9 protein-coding genes are annotated in these 25,067 nt (G+C 47.9%); 5 read left to right on the top strand and 4 right to left on the bottom strand.

Annotated elements, in window-relative coordinates:
* Positions 1–2 precede the first annotated feature (2 nt).
* The 5 genes from LJ740_RS13360 (at position 3) to LJ740_RS13340 (ending at position 19,082) form a co-directional block, all read left to right on the top strand.
* Positions 3–15,695, top strand: coding sequence for an Ig-like domain-containing protein (locus LJ740_RS13360; protein ID WP_229529589.1), 15,693 nt, complete (start codon positions 3–5; stop codon positions 15,693–15,695).
* Between the two features lie 148 nt (positions 15,696–15,843).
* Positions 15,844–16,752: a hydrogen peroxide-inducible genes activator gene (locus LJ740_RS13355; protein WP_229529588.1), complete on the top strand. Its 909-nt coding sequence runs from the start codon at positions 15,844–15,846 to the stop codon at positions 16,750–16,752.
* Positions 16,753–16,883: 131 nt separating this feature from the next.
* Entirely contained in the window at positions 16,884–17,426 is a 543-nt protein-coding gene (locus LJ740_RS13350) for an RNA polymerase sigma factor (protein WP_229529587.1), read from the top strand.
* Positions 17,419–18,102 carry a hypothetical protein gene (locus tag LJ740_RS13345; protein ID WP_229529586.1) on the top strand — a complete coding sequence of 228 codons (684 nt, stop codon included), beginning with the start codon at positions 17,419–17,421 and terminating at the stop codon, positions 18,100–18,102. The genes LJ740_RS13350 and LJ740_RS13345 overlap by 8 nt, the downstream gene beginning before the upstream one ends.
* Before the next feature lie 14 nt (positions 18,103–18,116).
* Positions 18,117–19,082, top strand: a complete 966-nt coding sequence (locus LJ740_RS13340; RefSeq protein WP_229529585.1) for a hypothetical protein — start codon at positions 18,117–18,119, stop codon at positions 19,080–19,082.
* A gap of 53 nt (positions 19,083–19,135) precedes the next feature.
* Here the strand turns inward: LJ740_RS13340 and LJ740_RS13335 are convergent, their stop codons facing one another.
* From LJ740_RS13335 to LJ740_RS13320, 4 genes are all read right to left on the bottom strand, one after another.
* Positions 19,136–19,978 carry a transporter substrate-binding domain-containing protein gene (locus tag LJ740_RS13335; protein WP_229529584.1) on the bottom strand — a complete coding sequence of 281 codons (843 nt, stop codon included), beginning with the start codon at positions 19,976–19,978 and terminating at the stop codon, positions 19,136–19,138.
* Between the two features lie 352 nt (positions 19,979–20,330).
* Complete coding sequence (nspC, locus tag LJ740_RS13330; protein WP_229529583.1) at positions 20,331–21,467, bottom strand: carboxynorspermidine decarboxylase; 1,137 nt, start codon at positions 21,465–21,467, stop codon at positions 20,331–20,333.
* Between the two features lie 129 nt (positions 21,468–21,596).
* Positions 21,597–22,799: a saccharopine dehydrogenase family protein gene (locus tag LJ740_RS13325; RefSeq protein ID WP_229529582.1), complete on the bottom strand. Its 1,203-nt coding sequence runs from the start codon at positions 22,797–22,799 to the stop codon at positions 21,597–21,599.
* A gap of 278 nt (positions 22,800–23,077) precedes the next feature.
* Complete coding sequence (locus LJ740_RS13320; protein WP_229529653.1) at positions 23,078–24,676, bottom strand: isocitrate lyase; 1,599 nt, start codon at positions 24,674–24,676, stop codon at positions 23,078–23,080.
* Between the last annotated feature and the right edge of the window lie 391 nt (positions 24,677–25,067).

Genomic DNA, 25,067 nt, shown 5'->3' with positions numbered 1-25,067 from the left:
TTATGAATGATAAAAAACTACGCGTTAAGGCCATTGGGTTGCTTTTACCAGGGATGCTGGCTGCCCCGGCTTTCGCCAGTACGAGCCGTTCTGTTCAGCGTGTCGCACGCACTTTATCCTACAATCATAGTCAAATGGTGCAGGGGGTATCAACACCACCTTCTGTTGCTAAAGAAAAGAATACCCTTGCTGCGAGAAAATCCCCGTTTTCTGCTTTTAAAAAAAACAATTCTGAAAATGGAAAAGAAGCTCAATCTGCCGCAAATCATGAACAAACCGGAAATAATCCTGAAGCATGGCATAAAAAAGCAACTTTAGATTTTTTGCAGGAACAGAATTTACTCAATAGCTTGGAAACCATCGCAACAACGATATCTGGCGAAGAGAGGGTTGAGTTTTCCAGAAGACGCAGAGGCTCTTGTTTTCATGGCGGTTCATGTCAGACAACAGCCGGTATTGGAGAGACAACCTGTACCTCATCCAATGGCGGCACTTATTTCACTCAGAACAACTGTGCGGCTGGTGGCGGTGATTCCGATGCCCCAACTAATGATTCAGGCCCTTCAGTATCTGGAACTACTGATTCTCAAACCACAGTCAATTTCGACCTGAACGAACAAGGAACCGTCTACGCTATTGCCATCGGCGATGGGGAGACAGCGCCAACTTCTGCTCAAGTCAAGGCTGGGGTAAGCTACACCGGAGCCACAGTAGCTTCAGCAAATAGTTCGGCGACAGGTGGGGATCCTTTTTCTGGTTCCTTCAATCTTACAGGGTTGGCGTCGAATACTGCTTACGATGTATACGTTGTCTCTGAAGACGATGAAGGGACGCCCAATTTACAGGCATCACCTTCGTCAGCCCTGAATATCACTACCTTGATATCTGCCCCAAATATTACGGCGGTATCAATACCCGATACCGCCATGAAGGTTGGTGACTCCGTTACTGCCACTATTACTGTGGATTCCAATACCGATGATTTCACAGGCGGTTCTGGTGGTATCAGCGGGAATATTAATGGTTTTACACTTGGCTCACTAGCGAAAACCAATGACACTACTTACACCGCTTCTTTTACTGTTGCAAATGGCGGTACCGATGTTGCTGCTGGCAGCAACATTACTCAAAGTGTTCAGCTAACCAACTCTGCGGGTACCGCTGGTAACACCTTTACCACTGCCATTACAGGGAGTAGTGATGCCATCGACGCAAATAATCCGACTATTAGCACATTTAGTCCAACCGATGGCAACACAACGGTTTCTGCGGATTCTAATTTCGTCATCACGTTTAATGAAAATATTGCCGCTGGTTCCGGTAATGTGACTATTTATGACTCGGGGGATAATGCTGATTTCACTATAGCGATTGGTGATGGTCAGATTGATATTACCGGCGCCGTGCTTACTATTAATCCCAGCTCTGATTTGACCGAGCAGGACAGCTATTATATTCAAATTGATGCTGCTGCTATCGATGATTCTGCGGGCAATAGCTTTGCAGGTATTGCAGATACTACAACCTACAACTTTACTGTTCCCGATGCTACAGCACCGACGAACGATTCCTCATCCAATGTCGCATCTGAAAATGGTACTTCAATCACAATAAACGTTGATATTAATGAAGCGGGTACCGTATACGCTATTGCAATTCCAGACGGAGCCACGGCACCAAGTTCCAGCGAAGTAAAGGCAGGAGTTAATTATGGTGCTGTGACTGTAGCAGCGAGTAACAGTAAGGCGGTAACTGCTGCTGCCGACACACTTGTATTGAGCAGCCTGGCAGAAGGCACGGCATACGATATTTATGTTGTAGCAGAAGATGACGAGACATCACCTAATTTACAGGCGTCACCTGAAGGTCCTGTCAGCCAAACAACATCCGATGTTTCTCCGCCAGTGGTGCAATCCATTACCGAAAGCAGTGCGGATGATGCCACCTCTGTTGCATTTACTGTCACTTTTAATGAAGATGCTAATAACGTAACTACTGGTGATTTTGAGATCACCAATGTTACAGGCGATGCTACAGGGTCCATTGATAGCATTGCTACTGCGGTTGCTGATACCACATACACGGTTACCGTAACACCTTCAGGTGAGGGTAGCTTTAGGTTAGATTTAAGTGCCAGCACAGACATCGTTGATGATTCCGGCAATGGGAATGGCACCAACGGCTCTGTGGCTACTTACACCTCCGGTACTGCCCATACGGTAAGTTTCACCACTGCTTCAACGACGGGAGCTGGGTTTAGCACAGGTGGTACGCCCACAAATATTAGCCCCTCCTTCACGTTTGATTCCAGTGATGAGACTTTAACCATAACTGACGGCTCGCATATGACGGGCTCTACAGCCGCGGCAGCTGGAGAGACGACCGCTGATACCATTGTTATCGCGACTAATCAGTCGGCGGATTTTACGGCTTTAGCCTCATTTTCCGGCTTTGAAGCTCTGACGCTAAATGACGATGCTTCTGCCACGATGACAGAAACCGATCACGAAGGATTCACCAGCGGTATCACCGCAGGCGCAGGTACCGAAACTATCACACTAAGTACTTCTGATGGAGACGATACTATCACCGGTGATGCGGATATTGAAGCCTATACGTTAAACGATGTATACACGTTTACCCTTGGCGCGTCAGGGCAGGATGTGACGGGTTCAGATGCTGCCAGCCAGACGATCAATATTGGTACGTTTACCCTATCTGCCACCAGTGATCTGGATGGTGGTTCAGGCCAATCTGATGTTCTGCAAATGGCAACAGGATCGTCGATCGCCTCAGCCGGCAGTATCGCCGGTTTTGAAACTGTGGATGTTACTGGTTCAGTCACCATGACGGAAGCGCAGCACGATGGCTTTTCTTCAGGCGTAACTGCCTCTGGAGGCTCTGATCAGATCACGATTAGCTCCGCCGATGGCGATGCTTCAGTCACCGCTGATGCCGATGTGGAAACCTATGTATTGGGCGCTGGAATGACAATCATACATGGTGCTGCAGGGCAAAACATCACGGGAAGTACTTCTGCCGATACTATTTCCACCTCATTCACTGCTACAGGCACTTTGGATGGTGGTAGTGGCACTGACACTTTGAGTCTGGGAAATGGCGCTGACGTAGATAGCGCTACGGTCTCAAATTTCGAAAACCTGACACTGGCAGATGGTGCTACGGTAGCTGTTAACGCCACTCAACTAGTACAATTCTCGGGCACAATTACTGCCAATGGCAGTGAAACAATCAATGTGAATAATGACGGTGATGTCACCACACTTGCTACAACGGCCGTCGAAGGCTATGTGGTGGGAGACGATTCAACTAATTCCCGCACTATTACTTTGGGTTCAGGGCACACCTCTGGAGCCATTACCGCTAATTCTTCAGATGATGCCGTGACTTTCAACATTGGCACCCAATCTTTCGCGGGCACTCTGACGGGTGAAGGAACAACAAACGATACTGTTCAGATGGGCAATGGCAGTAGCATCGTCTCCGCTACCTTGAATAATATAGAAAATCTGACAGTTGATTCCGGTGCTTCGGTAACGATGACCGAAGACCAGCACGATGCTTTCACAGGCACTATTACCGCTACTGGTACTAACCAGATTACCATCAGTGCTGCTACAGACGGATTCACTGCAAATGCCGATATAGAAACCTACGTGCTTAGTGTAGCGAACTCTGTCACATTGGGTACCAGCGGAGGTTCGCTAACGCAAAATATTACCGGCTCGACAGGGAGTGATACTCTCACGCTTGGCGCAGCGACGTATTCAGGGATATTAAATGCGGGTGATGGTACAGATACTTTAAGTGTTGTAGATAACACGAATATCGTGGGTGCTACGCTGAGCAACTTTGAAAACCTGACGCTGGCATCAGATGCCACTTTATTAATGGCAGCCGCAGATCTTGCTGATTTTTCCGGGACTGTCACCGCGCCAGGCACAGAACAAATCACCGTGTCGGGTGACGGCGATATTAGTACCTTTAACAGCGCAGCCGTTGAAACCTATGTTGTTAATGATGATACATCAAATACCCGAACGATTACCCTGGGTAGCAACGATACAGGTACCGATATCTCTGCTACCAGCACTTCTGATACCGTGACATTTTCGGTACCTGGTATCACTTATACCGGAACCTTAGAAGGTCAAACTACCAATGGAGACATATTATTATTAGCAGACTCGGCGAATGTTTCTGGGGGAACGCTTACTGACATAGGATCATTATCATTGGCGTCCGGGGCTAGTGTTACACTGTCTGCTGCCCAATATAATGCACTAAATAATGCCACAATAGTCGCTGCAGGTACTGGCGTAGGCGGAGAGGAGATTACAATTAGTGGGACTGGTGACCTCACAATTAACTCGACGACTGTAGAAACTTATACTATCGAAGATGATAGTTCTGATTCTCGCACCATAACTGTAGGGTCTGACAATAGTAATACTTTTACAGCAAGTTCAGTTTCTGATGCTATCTCGTTAAACGTAGGCGCAACTACCTTTAGCGGTTCGTTTACCGCAAATACAGATGTAGCTAACACGTTAGTGGTTGATGGTACTGCAGATATTGCATCAGCAACTTTGTCTGGATTCACCAATTTAACTCTTGATGGCGCCACCAATGATTTAACACTCACCGTGGCGCAGCTTAATGCCTTTAGCGGCACCATTACGGGCTCGGGTACTGATACCTTAACATTCACTGCCACCGGCAGTGTGACAGGCGGAAATTTAACAGCCATCGAAACGTTTTCCACCGGCAGCGGCGGTAGCATTACTATTACTATTCCTGCCTCTGATGTAAGCACAAAAACACTGAATGTTACTACGTCTGCCAGCGACAGCTTTACCGTAACCGGTTCTGCCAGCTCTCAAACTATCAACGGCAGTGCCGGCGGCGACAACCTCTCCGGTGGAGACGGTGCCGATGTTATTAATGGTAACGCCGGTAACGACACCTTAAATGGTGGTGCTGGCGCTGACACGCTCTCTCCCGGAGCTGGCACAGATTCAATGACGGGGTCAGATGGTAATGATACTTTCAGTGGTTCAGCCTCAGACCTGACAGGGGATACCATTACTGATTTGTCTGAAGGGGACACAGTTAAAGTTACCGGGGTCACCGGACTAACCACTTCCAATGTGCGTTTTAACGGCGCCAATACATTGCAGCTAGATACGGATGCCACAGATTTCAGCGCCGTTGAAGTGGCTATTACCTTGTCAAATAGTGCCGGCGGCAACCTCAACATTCTTGCAGTGTCAGATAATAGTGGTGATACGGATATTACCTTTGAAAGCGCCAATGATGTTCCGGTATTTTCTAATCTCGACAATAACCCGGCCTTCACCGAAAATGGCTCAGCGGTGGTGCTGGACGACAATGTTGCTATTGCCGATACTGAGCTTGATGCGCTGAATACCGCAGCAGGTAACTACAGTGGGGCAACTTTAACGATTGCCCGCAATGGTGGTGCCGATGCAGATGATGAATTTGCTGCAAGCGGCCTGCTTGGCGCTCTTACTGCTTCAGGCAACCTGACTTACAGTAGCCTGGTGTACGGTACCGTGACCACCAACGGTAGTGGTACGCTGGTCCTAACCTTTTCTGATGCCAGCAATGTCCCGACTACTGCCATTGTTGCTTCAATAATGCGGGCCATCACCTACAGCAATGGTTCAGAGGCGCCGGATGCCAGCGTGACCCTGGACTGGACTTTCAATGATGGTACAGCTAATAGCACGGGTACTAATCAGGTTCTGGTGTCTGTCACTGCACAAAATGATGCACCGGTACTGAATTCAGCCGCATCTCCCGCTTTAACAGCCATCACCGAAGATGCGGGTGATGATGATGGCAGTGGCGCAGATGGTGATGACGATGACTCCAGTAATACCAATAACGCTGGTACAGCCGTCGCCACTATGGTCACTGACGCCTCCATTACAGATGTTGATGGTTCGGCAGTTGAAGCCATAGCCGTTGTTACCGTAGATAACACTAATGGTGTTTGGCAGTACAGCACAGACAATGGCACCACCTGGAACAACTTCTCTGGGACTACAGGTAGCTCGGTGGATTTATCAACTGCGGCGCGCTTGTTGGATGGTACCTTGTCAGGCGCCAGCACACACAAGGTGCGCTTTGTGCCTTCTGGAAATTACAATGGTTCGGCCACAATCACTTACCGGGCCTGGGATAAATCTACTGGCAGCGCAGGTTCAACGGCGGATACATCCACGACTGGTGGAACGTCGGCTTTCTCTACAGTAAGTGATTCGGCATCTGTAACAGTCAGTTCGGTGAATGATGTGCCAAGTGTTGACACCAATACAGGTGTAACAGTGGAGCGGGGTAGCAATCTGACAATAAGCAGCTCTGCGCTTTCAACCAGCGATGTAGAAGATGCGGCCAGCAACATAACCTATACCGTTACCGCAGTACCTACCTTAGGTGCATTGCAGTTATCAGATGGCAACAATTACAGTAGTCTGAGCAACAGCAGTACCTTTACTCAGGATGATATTGATAACGATTATTTGCGCTATGTGCATGCCGGAGGGGTAAATACCAGCGATAGCTTCTCCTTTAGTGTTGCTGATCAAAACTCAGGCTCTGTAACAGGGCAAACATTTAATATCACAGTGCAAGACACCACAGCACCAACTATCACCGCGGTGAGTATTCCTAACAGCACCCATAAAGTTGGTGATACTGTCACAGCCACGATAACGGTGAGTTCTGATGCCGACACCTATACCCTGGGGGCCAGCACGGTGGCTGGGTACACCTTAGGTAGCCTGAGCAAAACCAATAATACCACCTACACGGCTACTTTTACGGTGTCTGATGGCGGTACAGATTATGCCGCGGCATCTGCTGTCCCGGTGAGTATTGTGTTAACTGATAGTTCAGCAAACAGCAATACTGCCTTTACTACAGCAATTAGCCAGGCAGGGGATGCTATCTATGCCAATACCCCTGATGTGACCTTGTCATCTGACTTAACCACTATCGCTGAAGATGGCGGTGTCGCAACAATAACGGCAACCTTAACTAACAGTTTGAATAACCAATGGCCGGAAGATATTGGTTTCACGTTAGGCTTTACAGGTACCGCCACCAACACAACTGACTATACGCGCAGTAGATCGTCAATTACCATCAGTGCAGGAAACTCAAGTAACACGGTGACCATAACCGGGGTGGCTGACGACCTGTTTGATGCTGCCAGTAACGAAACTGTCATTGTATCGTTTGATTGCATTCAAACTGGTGCAGCGACACTTCTTTCCGGTCAGACCCAAACAATAACTATTACAGATGCAGAATCTGCACCTACCGTGACCTTAAGCGTCAACAACAGTTCGATTGATGAGGACGGCGGTACCACTACCGCTACTGTGACCTTGAGTAATGCCACTTACCAGGATGTTACGGTTGGCCTGGTCTATTCAGGGACTGCTACAGCAGCTGCAAGTGGTGCGGATTACAATAACAATGCAAGTACATCCATTACCATTAGCCAGGGCAATACATCGGCTGATGCTGCAACAGTGATAACGTCCGTAGACGATAGCGACAGCGAAGGTGATGAAACCATCATCATCGATGTTGATAGTGTCAGTGGCGGCAGTGCATTTGAAGATACAGCGCAACAGGTTACGGTAACCATTAGCGATGACGATAACACTGCTCCTGTTTTCAGTAACCTGGGTGGAACAGCTAACTTTACCGAAGATGGTTCAGCAGTAACCCTGGACAGTGATGCTACAGTTGCCGATAGCGAGAATGATGCGCTAAACAGCAGTAATGGTAATTACACGGGATCTACGTTAACCATTGCCAGAAACGGTGGTGCAAACACTGACGATTCCTTCAGTGTGGCATCTGGTTCTCAGGTGGCTGTCTCTGGTACGAATTTAACCAATAGTATCGGTGATAAGTTTGCCAGTTATGCGTCCAGCAACGGAACGATGACAGTGACCTTTAGTGGTGACCTGACTACGCCAACAACCGCACTGGTGAATGAAGTTATACAAAATATTGCCTATAGCAATAGTTCAGAAGATCCCATAACCAGTGTACAACTGGACTGGAGTTTCAGTGACAGCCAGTTGTCTAGTACTGGTGTGAGTAATACGACGACGGTGACCATAACACCGGTCAACGATGCGCCAACTCTGGATAATACGCAATCTCCTGTGTTGACTGCGGTGACGGAAGATGTTGCCGATGGTGACAATGTGGGAACGTCGGTGTCTGCTATTGTAGTCAATGGCAGCATCGATAATATTGAAGCTGCGCAAACTACTGAATCCATCGTGGTTACTCAGGTTGATAACAGCAATGGGGTTTGGCAATACAGCACTGATAATGGTGCTAATTGGAATAACTTTAGCAGCACTACCGGGGCGTCAGTAGATTTGACCAGCACCACATCGGCGCGCCTGTTGTCATCTTCTTCTGCCAACAATAAGGTTCGGTTTGTGCCGGACGAGCATTTCAACGGCAATGTCTCCTTTACCTTCAGAGCCTGGGATGAAGCTTCCGGCAGTAATGGCGGTACAGCAGATGTGAGTACTACAGGTGGCGACAGTGCGTTCTCCTCTGATACCGACAGCGCGATTCTGTCCATTACGGCGGTTAATGATGCACCGACCATTGGTACTAATCTGGGGCTCACTGTAAACGAGGGTGGCACCGGAGTAATAACCACAACCCAACTGGCGGATTCGGATCCGGATGATACCGGTACTGGGCTTACATTTACGGTTACGTCGGCAGTCAGCAACGGCACCCTGTTCCTGGATGCGGACGATGACAATACGGCAGACTCTGGTGAAGCGCTGACAGTTAATAGCACTTTCACTCAGCAAGACCTGGCCGACGGCAATATTCAGTATGCCCATAATGGTGGTGAAACCACCTCTGATAGTTTTGTCTTCTCACTGGCCGACGGTGGTGAAGATGGTGCTACAACTCTGACCAACCAGACGTTCAGTATTAGTGTTACCAGTGTCAATGAAACCCCGGTAATTACCTCATCTGAAGTAACGTCAGCGACAGAGGATACTGCGTACAGCTACACAATCTCTGCTACCGATGTCGATGCCGGTGATAGTCTGACGTTTGCCGCGCCAACTCTACCCACCTGGTTGACATTCAACGCCAGTACCGGTGTATTGACTGGTACTCCGACAAATGCCAACGTGGGTAGTCATAGTGTGGTGCTAACCGTTACCGATACCGGTAACCTTTCGGCGACCCAAAGCTTTACCATTACCGTTATTAATACCAATGACGCTCCGGTGATCAGTTCAACTGCAGTGACATCGGCAACAGAAGATAGTGCCTACAGTTATACGCTGATTGCCAGCGATGTTGATGCGGGTGACAGCCTGACTATGGCGGCCACAACAATACCAGGCTGGTTGTCGTTCAATAGTGCGACAGGCGTGTTGTCCGGAACACCTACCAATGACGAGGTAGGAAGTCATGCCGTTGTGCTGAGTGTCTCCGATACCAGCAGTGCTACTGATACCCAGAGCTTTACTATCGCTGTTGCAAACGTCAATGATGCACCGGTAATTACCAGCGCCAGCAGCATCAGTATTGATGAAGATGAATCTACCCAGGTAACCGTCACAGCGACTGACGTAGATAGCTCTGCGCTTACCTGGTCGATAACGTCTGAACCTGCTCTTGGCGTAGCTTCTATAACCGGTAGTGGTACCAGTGCAACCTTGAGTTATAACCCTAATCTGAACGCCAGCGGGACTGACTCTCTTGAGATTACCGTAAGTGATGGTGCGCTTTCTGCGACACAAACAATTACGGTGATAATCGCTTCAGTCAATGACCGACCTGCGATTACAGGTTCGCCGGCAACCAGTGTTAACGAAGGTAGCCGATACAGCTTTACACCTGTCGCTGTTGATAACGATGGTGATGATCTTACGTTTAGCGCCACTAACCTGCCAGATTGGTTGGCACTGAACAGCGCAACCGGAAATATTGCCGGAACGCCTGATGCAGAAGACGTTGGAACCCACAGCAACATCGTTCTGTCCGTTAGCGATGGTATTGCAACAGCCAGCTTACAGGCTTTTTCCATCACTGTTGTTAATGTTAATGAAGCGCCGGTGATCAGCGGTACGCCATCGGCATTGGTTGAAGTGGATACGCCATACAGCTTTGTGCCACAAGCCAGCGATGCTGACGGTGACACATTGAGTTTCAGCGTGGAAAATCTGCCAGCATGGTTAACCCTTGACACCGCAACGGGTGCATTAACCGGTACACCTACTTCTGGTGATATTGCGGAATATAGTGGAATTGTGCTGACGGTGAGTGATGGTGAATTATCAGCCTCGCTGGCGGCATTCTCGATTGAAGTTATCGATCCGAATGTTAACGTAGCGCCGGTTGTGGAAGCTGTTATCGCTACCACCGATGAAGACGTAGCTACTGAAATAACTTTGTTGGGAAGCGACTTTAATGACGATACGCTGAGTTATTCGGTCGTAACCGCACCGGTAAACGGCACTGTGGAGATAATCAATAACATCGCTATTTATACGCCTGTCAGTAACTTTAACGGCGAAGACAGCTTTACCTATCAGGCTTCTGATAGTTTGCTGACTTCTGAAGCTGCGATAGTGACAATAACGGTGAATGCGGTGAACGATGCGCCGACCATCACCGGTGAACCTGCGACTCAGGTGGCATTCGATAGCGAGTACAGCTTTACGCCTGAAGCCACTGATATTGATAATGATTCGTTGACATTCAGTGTCACTAACCTGCCTGACTGGGCTGATTTTGATGAAACCACTGGTCTGTTGTCCGGTGTACCGGCTGAGCAGGATCTTGGCACCTTTGCCGATATCAGCATCAGCGTTTCTGACGGCGAATTGGAGGCCAGCTTAGAAACATTCACTATTGAAGTGGTTGACCCTGACGCCAATACAGCACCCGTTGCTACTGATAGTGAAATAGAAACGAATGAAGATACACCGGTGACCTTTACGCTGGAAGCCAGCGATGAAGATGGTGATACGCTCACTTACACTATTACTCAGCAACCGGTTTCGGGTGAGATAGTTGTAGAAGGCAACAGTGTCACTTATACGCCCAATGCCAATGTGGGAGACATACAGGATACTCTGCGCTTTAGCGTCACTGATGGTGTGGATACCTCTGATGAAGCTACGGTAACCATCGACATCATTGCGGTGAACGATGCGCCGGAAATTTCCGGATCACCAGCAATGTCTGTCAGGGTGGGAATGGCCTACGAGTTTACCCCAGAGGCGTCAGATGTTGAGGAAGATACCTTAACCTTCACAATTGAAAATCAACCGCGTTGGTCAAGCTTTGATGGTAACACCGGCACCCTGACGGGTACGCCAGGCACCACTGATGTGGGTATTTATGGCAATATTACTATTAGTGTTTCTGACGGCACAGATACTGCGGTACTGACCGGCTTTAACATTGAGGTATTAGCTAACTCACAACCGGTGATCAGTGGCGTAGCCGTGAATGCCGTTGAGCCAGGTCAGAGTTACAGCTTTACACCTGTGGCCAGCGATTCTGACGGTGACAGCCTGATTTTCAGTATTGAAAATCAACCAGAATGGGCAACGTTTGATGCTGAAACCGGTACCTTAAGTGGCATCCCAGGCAGCGATGATATCGGCATTTACACTGGTATTGTGATCAGCGTCAGTGATGGCATCGATACGGTATCCCTCGCAGCATTTGACCTTGAGGTCTGTGCGGTTTGCGGTAATGTGGCGCCAACCATTAGTGGTTTACCTGCTACGACAGTGACCGAAGGTGTGAGTTATCAATTTACGCCATCAGCATCAGATGTTAATGGCGACACATTGACCTTTAGTATTGTCAACCAGCCAGCCTGGACAGACTTTGATAGCAGCACAGGGACATTGAGTGGCACACCGGGTATTGCTGATGTGGGTACGACCACAGGAATTGTTATATCCGTTTCCGATGGTGAATTTAGCGCCAGTCTTAACGCCTTCTCTATTACGGTATTGGAAGTCAATGACGCGCCGGTCATTAGCGGTACACCAGCCACCTCGGTCTTCCAGAACGACGAATACCGGTTTACACCGACAGCGACCGATGCGGAAGGTGATACCCTGGTATTCAGTATTGCTAATCGTCCAGCCTGGGCTGCATTCAATACCCGCACAGGGACATTGAGAGGCACACCGGTTGCTGCAAATGTAGGTAGCTACGCCAATGTCGTTATTATTGTCTCGGATGGTCAAAACAGTAGCTCACTGGAGAGCTTCACGATCACTGTTGTTGCGCGTAACAATGTGCCCACTATCAGCGGCTCTCCACGCACTGCTATTACGCAGGGTAATGACTATAGCTTTACGCCTACAGCAACGGATATTGACGGCGACAGTCTGACCTTCAGTGCCACAGGCTTGCCGAACTGGTTGTCGGTAAATTCTGCGACTGGTGCATTGACGGGTACCCCGGATCTGGAGGATGTTGGCACTACCGGCAGCATTATTCTGACGGTTTCCGATGGCACTGACAGTGCCAGCCTTAATGCCTTCACCGTTACCGTGACTGAAGCTAATGCCGTTCCGGTGGCAAGTAACAGCAGTGTGACACTTGACGAGGACGCCAGTGTTGCCATTACGCCAGCTGTCAGCGATGGCGATGGTGATGCACTTAGCTTTGTTGTCATCACTGATGTGCAAAATGGTGAACTGAACGAAACTGCCAGTGGTTGGACTTATACACCAGCGGCTAATTTTAACGGCAGTGACAGCTTTGTTTATCAGGCCAGCGATGGCGAAAGCAATTCTGAGCAGGCAACTATCAGTATTACCGTAAATAGCGTCAACGATCGTCCGGTAGCTGTAGCCGATAGCATTGTACTTGAACAGAACGATGCCGGTATTTACCTGTTGGATGTATTGGCAAATGATACTGATGTGGATATTGCTACGGCCGGTGATGCATTGACACTGCAAGGTGTGCAGGCTGATTTCGGTAATGTTAGTATCGTGAACAACCAGATACAGTTTGAGCCCGGTCTCAGCTTTATCGGTGATGTGGATCTGCAATATGCTATTCGGGATAACGCCCGTCGCAGTGCTCAGGCCCGGGTTAATCTGACAATCAATGGTGTTGCCGGAATTGGCCAGCCTGTTCTGACTGTACCTGATGATTTGACGGTTGATGCCGACGGCTTGTTTACTGAAGTTGATTTAGGTGTTGCCGAAGCCGTTGATGCTGACGGTAATCCGTTGCCGGTGACGTTAGTGCGGGCTTCCAACAGCTTTAAACCAGGCACCCGTAAGGTCTTCTGGCGCACCGAAGATAGCTTTGGTAGCGTGACAACTGACTCGCAGGTACTGAATGTTAATCCGTTAATTTCATTGGGCAAAGACAAGGTGGTTAACGAGGACAGCGCGGTCAGAATGCGCGTGTTACTCAACGGTGATGCACCTGTTTATCCATTGACGGTTAATTATACTGTTGGCGGTACGGCCACTGTTGGTGAAGATCACAACGCGCAAAGTGGCAGTGTAACCTTCAGCAGTGGCAGAGAGCAGATCATTACCTTTAATGTGTTCGCTGATGATGAAGTTGAAACCAACGAGACCATCACTTTTACCCTCAATAGTGATCAGAACGTTGGCGCAAACAATGTCTCTGTTGTCACTATTTCTGAGGCGAACATAGCGCCTGAAATCCGATTGATGGTAAGTCAGTCAGGGGATAATCGTCTGACCGTGGCGCAAGACGAAGGTAATGTCACTATCAGTGCAACGGTTACTGATGCAAACCGTCAGGACACGGTGGACACCGACTGGAGCAGTACCGGATTGTCAAACTTGAGTGATTCTCCGAATCAGTTTCTGTTTGACCCGGCCGGTGTTGCCACGGGTATTTATCAGGTTACTTTGTTTGCCAGCGATGATGGTGATCCTATCTTGTCAAATACCGCGGATGTCTATATTGAAGTGGTGGATACACTGGCCGTTCTTTCGGATGACCTGGATACCGATGGCGATTTGATTCCTGACTCGCAAGAAGGTTATGCAGACTCTGACGGCGACGGTATTCCTGACTATTTAGATGCCATTGACGATTGCAATGTGGTGCCAGAGCAGGCCTCAACCCAGGATGGTTTCCTGGCAGAAAGTGAGCCAGGAGTATGCTTGCGTCAGGGTTCTATTTCTGCGCTGAACAGCTCTAATGGTGTGGAAGTCATTGTCGATGAAACCTTTGTTGGTCGCACCGGATTCAATAGTCGTGGTGAATCGGTGAAACTGCAATCAGCCGGTTTACCGGAAGATCCAGAGGCGACCAATATCGGCGGCATATTCGACTTCATCTTGTATGACTTACCAGAAGAAGGCCAGATAGCCTCCATTGTGTTACCGCAAACCCGTCCTGTGCCGAGCAATGCGCTGTATCGTAAATACAGTGTCAGATCAGAGCAATGGACAGGCTTTGTCATCGACGATAACAACCAGATATTCTCAGCTCGCGGCTCCAAAGGTGTTTGTCCTCCTCCGGGCAGCACGCGCTGGGTGGTTGGTCTGACAGAAGGTCATTGGTGTGTGCAGTTGCGCGTTCTGGATGGCGGCGTCAATGATGATGATGGCCTGGTCAATGGCGCTATTGCAGACCCAGGTGGTGTCGCCGTAGTACTGGCGGGCAACAGCTTGCCGGATATTCAAAATGACGAGGCGATGATGCAATGGAATACCAGCATCGAAATTGATGTACTGGCTAACGACACCGATGTTGATGGCGATACCTTAACGATTGAAAGCGTGGATGGTAGCTTTGGGACCGCGGAAATTACTTCTGGCGATACCATTTTATATACCCCGGATAGTGGTTTTGTTGGTACTGAAGTGCTGGTCTATGGTGTGAGTGATGGTAATGGCGGTACCGGTAGTGGTGAAGTCACAATAACCATCAATGGCAACCGGGCTCCGGGTGCCAGAAGTGACAGTGCTACAACCACCGATGATACGCCGATAGAAATTGATGTACTGGCCAATGATACGGATGTGGACGGTGACACCCTGACAATACAGTCGGCGACTGTTGATGTTGGTGATGTGGCAATTACGGCCAACAACACATTGTTATACACACCTGCCGACGGATTTGATGGGCTGGCGACAATCACCTATGTGGTAGCGGATAGCTTTGGTGAAACTGATACAGCGACGGTCTCCGTCGTGGTTGATGGTAATCAGTCTCCTCAGGCCATGGATGATAGTGTGACCACGGAATATCAAACCGCTGTCACCATCTCCGTGCTGGACAATGATATGGATGTTGATGGCGATACGCTGACCGTTGTGAGCGCTCAGGCCAGTTCAGGTAGTGTGGTGATTAATGCGGACCAAAGCCTGACATTTACACCGGCCTCGGGTTTCAGTGGCACAGTAGCGATTACTTACGTTATTAGTGATGGTGAATTGACCGATGAAGGGACTGTTAGTGTGACAGTTGCGGCAAAACCCGTGGAAAATGTTAACGTCACTAAGAAATCAGGTGGTGCCGTTAACCTGGCCTGGTTGCTGCTGTTAATGTTAATTGGCTGCTACAGGTTGGCCAGCAGCCACAGACTAAGAAAACCTTAACGCATACCTTCGGGTTTAGCTAAATATAAAATAAGGGCACATAGGTGCCCTTATTTTTTTGGATTAAATTTACGGATATTAATTGATTAAATTGATTATTACCTGAATACTTGAACAGATGATAACAAGTCAAAGGTTTGTATACGCGATGAAATGGCCTAATCTGAAACACCTGCATTATCTGGTAACGCTGCATCAGGAGCAGCACTTTAATCGCGCCGCTCAGCGCTGCCATGTGAGTCAGTCCACCCTGAGCACTGCTATTCAGAATTTGGAAGAGCAACTGAATGGTCAACTACTGGAGCGGGACCATAAAACCTTCATTTTTACGTCATTTGGTTTAGAAATTGTTGAACGCAGCAAAATCCTGTTACAGCAAGCCGGTGAAATGGTGGATTACGCAACCAGCGCTGGTGACTGGCAAGCCGGAAATCTAAAAGTTGGGGTTATCCCAACGATTGCCCCGTTTATCTTTGAGCGAATGATTGGTGATATCGGGGCTTCACTGCCGGCCCTGAATCTGCAATTACAGGAAGACACCACTGAAAACCTGTTAAAACAATTGAATGACGGCGTGTTAGATCTACTGGTTTTAGCCTTGCCAATGGAAACCCCGGGTTGCAAACAGTTGGTAGTGGGACATGATCCGTTCCACCTTGTGGGACATGAAGACGTATTAGCGCAGCTGCCCAACCCCCTGGAGATCTCATCGCTACCCAAAAACAGCGTATTTCTTTTGCAGTCCGAGCATTGTCTGACTGGCCATGCGGTGAGTGCCTGCGGGTTGAAGCATGCCGAACAGGTGAGTGCCTTAGCGGCCAGCAGTATTCACACTTTAATCAAACTTGCGGGTTGTAAAATGGGCATCACCTTTTTACCCGGTATGGCGTTGTCAGAGGGGATTTTACAAGGTTCACCACTGCGCGCGCTGGATGCCGAAGAAAATGCCTTCCGCGAAATTGGCCTGGTGTGGCGCAATGGCACTACCCGAATGCAGCTGTTTCGCAAAATTGCTGAAATCATCTCACCCATCATGCCTGTACCAAAGCTCAAATAACCCCGAAACGGTTATAAAATGCAGGAGGCGAGCAAAACTATATTTTTTTCTGTTTGCCTCAACTTTTCAGTAATCCCTCTCGACTTTAAGAGTAACAACAACACAACACATTCACCTGGGACACAATAAGCGTGTTTGAAAAAACGGATGAACAATTAATTCAAAAGGCGTTGCAGGGCAATCGCGGGGCCTGGATGAAGCTGGTCAAACGCTATGAAAAGTCCATATATAACTATGGTATTCGTATGACCAGTAATCGCGAAGATGCTTTGGACCTAATGCAGGAAATTTTTACTTCAGTGTTCAGAAATCTGACATCTTACCGGGGCGAAGGCGCGTTTAAAGCCTGGTTGTTTCGCATTGCGAGTTATCGCTGCGTCGAGTTTTACCGGCGTAAAAAACCGACACAGGCATTAGATGATGCGCCTGAAATGGTTTGTGAATCAGCGGCACCGGAACAGGTGTTGTTTGGCAATCGCGATAGCCAACAGCTCATCCAGGCGATGGCGCAATTACCCTTAGCGCAAAAGGCGGTGGTGGAGCTGAAATTTTTTGGTCAGTTTACGTTTGATGAAATAGCAGAACAGCTCAATGTCTCAAGCAATACCGTGAAATCAAGACTTTACAGTGCATTAGAAAAACTGAAATCGTTATTAGAGGTGGAGTATGTCTGAACTTAACCGTGCTAAAGAAGCCCTCTTTACCAAATGGTCTGAAGCGGAGTTAACTGCGGATGAACAGCAACAATTTGAGCGTTGGTGCCTGGAAGATCCCGCTTTTTCAGATCGGGTGGCTGTGCATGGACGTTTGCAGTTTATGGCCCAGCAGTTTAATGACGAGGAGGTACCAGAATGGTCCCGGGACGCATGTTTTGAACAAAGTAAGGGCGAGAGTTGGTGGCATTGGAAAGGTCTGCCTGTGGCTTCTATGGCGATGTCCCTCGTGGCAATCTTGTTGGTGACATTCAAAATGGAAGTCACTGTGCATCAGGGTAGTATGACCATCAGCTTTTCTGGTGCTGTAGAGCAACAAAAAATCGAACAACTGGTTAATGAACGCATTGCTGAATACGCCGCTTTGCAAAATAGCAAGTTTGACGAGCAGGCAGATCACCTGCAGCAACAGCAAATGCAGATGAATACCCAGTTGGCCAACTATCTGCTGGCCACCAGTCGCACCGAGAGACGAGAAGATTTTGCAGAGTTAATCAAGCATGTTAATGAGCAACGGGCTGATGACCAGGTGTTCTACGCTCGTCAAATTAACCGTCTCAAATCTGATTTTAAGTCAGACAGCAAGAATCCGGACTGGCTGTCTGAACCTTACGAACAAACCCATTCTGACAACTAATGGAGTATCAGAACATGAAAAAATCAATGTTAGTATCCAGTGTTATCGCCTGCTTATCGCTGATGACAGCGGCAAACGCGCAGGACAAGTTTGATGCCGTCCATAAAGACGCGCAAATTATGCAAAATATTCTCACCACATCGTTGAAGCAAAACACTCGCAGTGATGGCATTCGCTTCAGGAAGATTGAAACCGGGTATCTGGCCGGGCAAGGACTGGTGTTTGATATTTATACATCGACCTCAAAAAACATGCATTTTAGCTTTGATTTTGGCGATATGGTACAAAGCCTGGAAGGCATGATGGAAGGTTTTGATGTACCCGAGGCTCCACCGGCTCCCGACATCGAGGTAGACCCCCATGGTAGTAATTTTTCATTTTCTTTTGAAGTGGACGAGGAGATGGAAGAGTATATCGAAGAGGTACAGGAGCGCACCAGAGAAGTGATGCGCGAACATCGTGAGCGACGTCGTGATTTAAGAGAAAAGGAACGGGATCTGTCGTGGCAAAGTCGGGAGTATGAACGCAACATCCGCGACCTGGAATTTGAAATGCGTCATGCTGAGCCGGAACGCAAAAAGGCACTGGAAAAAGATTTAAAAGAAATCCGCTCTGAACTGGAAAAACTCGACACGAAGAAAGCGGAGTTCGCGAAAAAAGCCAAAGAGCTAGAAGAAGAAGAAGCGCGCCGGGAGGCTAAAATGGAAGAAGCGCAAAATCAGATGGTAAAACGGTTTTTGGCTGATTTTGAAGCGACGGTGGCTGAAACCCTTTGTGATTACGGCAGTGGTTTAAAATCACTGGATGACACTGAAAAACTCAATTTTGTTTTAAAGGAGTTTAGCCGCGGACAGGGAGAGCGATCCAGAGATGAACTGGACAAGGTGTATGTGTTTAATCTGAAGGACGTAAAACAGTGTGTTTTGCAAAAGTTATCGCCCAATGAATTGTTGACCAGGACTCAGACTTACCAATTCTAAACCCGGGTTCGGGTTTTGTGACGGCCTGCTTAGGGCCGTCACTTAAAACTCCGTTAATTCAATGCTGATAACAAGGGCTGTTTATCAAAGGACAACCAAAACTCTGAAGCCAGTTCTGCACTGGCCTCAGTACCTGAAGGCAGCGAGAAAATTAATGCATCCTCATTTTGTAACTGCTCGTACAGGCTTGCCATCCAGGGAGTACTGAGCAAAAGCTCATCCATAGAACCATCCAGTAACATAGCCGTTAAACCTTCACGCAGTTTTTTAGCAAGATCCGGGCGACTCTTGTGCACTACAAAATACCATGGACTATCAATCGCAATAAGACCCGGTAGCAATTTAAAATCAGCAACGGATTTTGCATCGATACGCGCTGCCGGCGCTAATATGGCATCAAATCTTTCACCGTAAAGCATCTCAGTGAGGTTATCCAGGTGTTTTACATTAACAATCTGATAGCCCGAATGTTCAAGGTAGGCCGCCTGCGCATCGTCTCTGAACATCCCCAGTTCCAGTTGTTTTAATTGACTTTCCGGTTGCAGGTTTTGCTGGTAGGTACTTTGAACCATCTTATAATAGCTCATCAGGCCTCTGAATATCGGTACAGCAACGATATGGTGCTGCGTGTTTTCGGCTTCTTCTTTGGGTAGCCAGAGAATGTCCAGCTCCCGGTCGTCAAATGCCTCGATTAATCGTGTGCCAGTGACATCATAGCCATAATTACGTGCGCTAATCGGGTGTTGTTGACTGGCAAGAGCCTGGGTCAGCAAGTCATTGGCGTATTGATCCTCCACCGAATCGTAATAGGGAACCACCACTGATTCTTTTGCTGTTAGTATGAAAGGGGTGAACGATAATACAACCCAAAATAGATAATTCTTCAACCGCATCATAACCTGCTCCTTCGTTGGTTTCTCCGTTCAGTACGCCATTGCACTGAGCGGGGAGGAAGGCAGAACAATCCGGCTAATTAAAACGCAGAAGGTCAGTGATCTTCCTCGATTACACTAATGCGAATGATGGGCCAGGATTGTAACTAAATGATTTCATTAGAATTACGCTTTTATTGCCGAATTTATCAGGGAAATATTTCCCAAATCAAAGGCTTATCAGCACCAGCCTTGTGCAATAAACAAACAATTAACACCCTGTTTTCGGCTGGTTAACCTAATTGGCAGAAAATGTCCCCTGACACTGTTTTATCAGGGGAAAATCGGGATTATGACGGATTGGATTGCACCAAAATCAGGAAAGGCGGGCGCGAAATTCCTCATAGGAGAAGGATTTCACTAATTTAAACTGACCGTCTTCTTTTAAGATACCGATGTGAGGGTGTTGTACACCGTTAAAAAATGTGGTTTTCACCATAGTGTAGTGGATCATGTCTTCAAAAATGAGTCGATCACCGGGTTGTAAAGGCTGCTCAAAACTATAGCTGCCGATCACATCGCCAGCCAGGCAGGAGTTGCCCCCCAATTTATAGGTGTAAGCTTTGTCTCCTGGCTCTCCGGCATTGCGCACAACAGGCCGGTAGGGCATTTCCAGTACATCTGGCATGTGTGCTGTGGCAGAAATGTCCAGTATTGCAATTGGACCCTGATTTTCAACAATATCCACCACTTCACAAACCAGTGGCCCGGTTTGCCAGGCGACCGCAGATCCAGGTTCCAGGATTAGTTCGACATCATATTTTTCCCGGAAGGTTTTCAGCACTGAAATCAGGTGTTCGACATCGTAACCGGCTTTGGTCATCAGATGACCGCCACCCAGATTAATCCATTTTAAACCCGGCAGCCATTTGCCAAATTTTTCTTCTACGGCTTTGATGGTACGCTCAGTCGCAAAGGAATCGCACTCGCATAAATTGTGAACGTGAAAACCTTCAATCCCCGATAAATCCTGACCTTCTAAATCTGCGGCCCGAATTCCGAGTCGTGAACCTGGCGCGCTGGGATCATAAAGTTCGGTTTCGGCTTCCTGATGCTCAGGATTAACCCGGATACCAGGTGAGATATCTGTTGCCACAAATTCACTTTTATAACGCTGCCACTGGGTCAGGCTGTTAAAAGAAATATGATTGACCAACTGTTTTAACTCAGTGATTTCTTCTGGCTTGTAAGCCGGTGCGTAAGCGTGAACTTCCTTACCCATTTCCCCTTTAGCCAGTTTAGCCTCCCACACTGAACTGGCGGTACAGCCGTGTAAGTACTCGCCAACCAGATCAAAGGTAGACCACATGCTAAAGCCTTTCAGAGCCAGGATGATTTTACAGCCTGATTGTTGCTGCACGCGCGCCATTAACTCAAGATTGCGTTTTAGCTTCGCTTCTTCACAAACATAGCTGGGAGAAGGAATTTCAGGAGAGAGCATAGGGTCGATCATTGTGGGTTACCTCAGACGAGATGTTAAGTCAGAAATCATAGCTCAGAAATCATAGGGTCAGAGTTGTTGCAAATGAAAACCGCCACGCTTTTTGGTTTTCAAAGTCTCTGACCCTTGGTTAGGCTTAGCTTATTTGCTGAAGGGGCTGGCGTCACATTCCATAACGTGCCACGGTAAGCCGTGTTGATTCAGCATGTCCATGAACGGGTCTGGATCGAATTGCTCCATATTCCAGACGCCTGGCTTCTTCCAGGTGCCATTTAGCATTAGTGCTGCACCAATCATGGCGGGTACGCCTGTGGTGTAAGAAACTGCCTGGGCGCCAACTTCTTCGTTACATACGGCGTGATCACAGTTGTTGTAAATAAAGATGGTTTTCTCTTTGCCATCTTTTATACCTGTAATGTAGGTACCGATACAGGTCATGCCGGTGTAGCCTTCCGCCAGTGAGCCCGGGTTAGGCAATACTGCTTTTAAGAATTCTAACGGAACAATCTGTTGGCCCTGGAACTCAACAGGTTCGATTGAAGTCATACCAATGCCTTCCAGTACGCGCAGGTGGTTCAGATAAGCTTCACCAAAGGTCATCCAGAAGCGGGCACGTTTTAAAGTGGGGAAGTGCTTAACCAGTGATTCCAACTCTTCATGGAACATCAGGTAAGAAGCGCGCTCACCAATATTCTGATAGTGCAGATCTTCACGTACACTCAGGGGATCGGTTTCTTTCCATTCGCCGTTTTCCCAGAAGCGACCACGTTGGGTGATCTCGCGGATATTGATTTCCGGGTTAAAGTTAGTGGCAAACGCCTGACCGTGATCACCACCGTTACAATCGACGATGTCCAGGTAGTGGATTTCATCAAAGTAATGCTTAGCGGCATAGGCGGTATAAACATTGGTAACACCCGGATCAAAGCCACTGCCTAACAGCGCCATAATACCGGCATCCTTAAACTTGTCCTGATAAGCCCACTGCCAGGAGTATTCGAATTTGGCTTCGTCTTTAGGTTCATAGTTGGCCGTATCCAGATAGTCTGTCTTAGTTTCCAGACAGGCATCCATGATAGGCAGGTCCTGATAGGGTAGAGCCAGGTTTACCAGCAGGTCCGGCTTGATTTGATTAATTAAGGCAGCCACTTGATCTTTGTCATCAGCATCCACTGCAAATACCGCTTTTACCCGGTCTTCGCCGCATTCTTTTTGCAACGCTTCACATTTGCTCAGGGTTCGGCTGGCCAGATAAATTTCATCAAAATGCTCCGGTAATCTGGCACATTTTTTTACTGTGACGGTGCTGACACCACCGGCCCCGATGATTAATACTTTTGACATAGGTAGTTCCTCAAAATTTTAAACAGCTGCTCAGCGCTATGAGACAGAAAAACGCTGCATCCTAACACGTTTTATTGCCAGTGCAATACCCGGCAGAAGCTATTAAAAATAGGGGAATTTGAACGATTGTAAAGGGCAATTATGGTTTGTTAATGTTTGTTTTGTTATTTGTTGAAAATAGTATGTATTTGCACATTGGAATCCCGCAAATCTGGGCGTATTAAAAAACGGTCTGGCTGACGCCGGACCGTTTCTGTATTTAATGACTTGCTGGTCGCTTAGCTGAACTGATTCATCGTGTTATCTTTACCTGACGCTTTCAGGGCATTTTCACCGGCAAAGTATTCTTTGTGATCATCACCCATATCTGAACCCGCCATATTCTGGTGTTTAACACAGGCAATGCCCTGACGGATTTCTTTGCGCTGAACACCGGCAACATAGCCCAGCATGCCCTGCGCACCAAAGTATTCTTTGGCAAGATTGTCCGTAGACAACGCGGCTGTGTGGTAAGTCGGCAAAGTGATCAGGTGATGGAAGATGCCTGCGTCGCGTGCTGCATCTGCCTGGAAGGTGCGGATCTTATCATCGGCAACCACCGCCAATTCGGTATCGTCATATTCAGCATTCATCAGGTCAGCACGAATGTAGGCTGATACGTCTTTTCCTGCGTCTGACCAGGCATCAAATACCTGTTGACGGAAGTTCAGCGTCCAGTTGAATGACGGTGAATTATTGTACACTAACTTGGCATTAGGAATGACTTCGCGCACCCGGTTAACCATGCCGCCAATCTGACCTACATGAGGTTTTTCGGTTTCAATCCACAATAAGTCTGCGCCGGCATTTAAGGCTCCGATACAGTCAAATACGCAGCGGTCTTCACCTGTACCCTTGCGGAACTGATACAAGCCGGAAGGTAAACGTTTAGGACGCACCAGCTTACCGTTTTTATTGAATACAACATCGCCTTGTTGCATGTCTTCTACTGCGATTTCTTCAACGTCCAGGAAGGAATTGTAGATATCTCCGGCATCGCCAGGCTCTTTCACTACTGCGATTTCTTTGGTCAGACCGGCGCCCAGAGAGTCTGTGCGAGCTACAATAACACCGTTGTCGACACCCAGCTCAAGGAATGCATAACGCAGGGCGCGTAATTTGGCGTGAAAATCTGCATGAGGCACGGTGACTTTACCGTCCTGGTGACCACATTGCTTCTCGTCGGCAACCTGGTTTTCAATCTGCAGACAGCAAGCACCAGCTTCAATCATTTTTCTGGCTAACAGATAAGTGGCTTCTTCGTTACCAAAGCCAGCATCAATATCCGCAATAATAGGCACTACGTGAGTCTGGTGGTTGTCGATTTTGTCCTGAATTTCAGCTTGTTTGGCGCTATCACCCGCCTCACGTGCAGTGTCCAGTTCGCGGAACAGGGCACCTAGTTCTCTGGCATCCGCCTGACGCAAGAAGGTGTACAGTTCTTCAATTAGTGCCGGTACTGAGGTTTTTTCATGCATGGATTGATCCGGCAACGGACCGAAATCAGAACGCAATGCGGCCACCATCCAGCCTGACAGGTACAGGTAGCGACGCTCTGTGCTGCCACCAAAATGCTTTTTGATGGAGATCATTTTCTGTTGGCCGATGAAGCCGTGCCAGCAGCCCAATGATTGTGTGTATTTGGAGCTGTCAGCGTCATAGGCTTCCATGTCAGCACGCATGATGTCAGCCGTGTATTTGGCGATGTCCAGACCTGTCTGGAATTTATTCTGAGCGCGCATTCTCGCTACGGATTCAGCGTCTATCGCTTCCCAGGATTTGCCACGCGCTGCAATGACGGCTTGTACTAATTCGATATCGTTACTGTAGAGAGACATGTTTACTTCCTCGTTTTCTTTCAGCTGTAGCTGCTGGTCAGGGTACTTGTTTTTATTCAGAGATTCGGTGAAATCCAGTCTGAAAGTTTTCAATAGAATTCCGAATCCGTTGATGATTACTTTAAGTAACAATTCGCGATTCATCTAATAGATAAAATGGATTTGCGATATTCATTTGGTGAATGTTGGTGTGGCTGGGATTAAGGGGGTTTAATCTGTAATCGTCTTCCGGATAGCATGAAATTAGATTGAAATTTGGTTAACTCTATGAAAATAATGAATATTTATTTTGTGAATGGTGGGTATTTTGTGGTTTTGATGTGTGAATGTGAGTTGCAGCGAAAACACTGATGGAAAAATAACTATAAAAAACGCCTCCGAAGAGGCGTTT

The sequence above is a fragment of the Planctobacterium marinum genome, assembly GCF_020687805.1.
GTDB classification, from domain to species: domain Bacteria; phylum Pseudomonadota; class Gammaproteobacteria; order Enterobacterales; family Alteromonadaceae; genus Planctobacterium; species Planctobacterium marinum.
The sequence above is the reverse complement of the archived record's forward strand: the minus strand, read 5'-3'. Positions and strand labels throughout refer to the sequence as shown.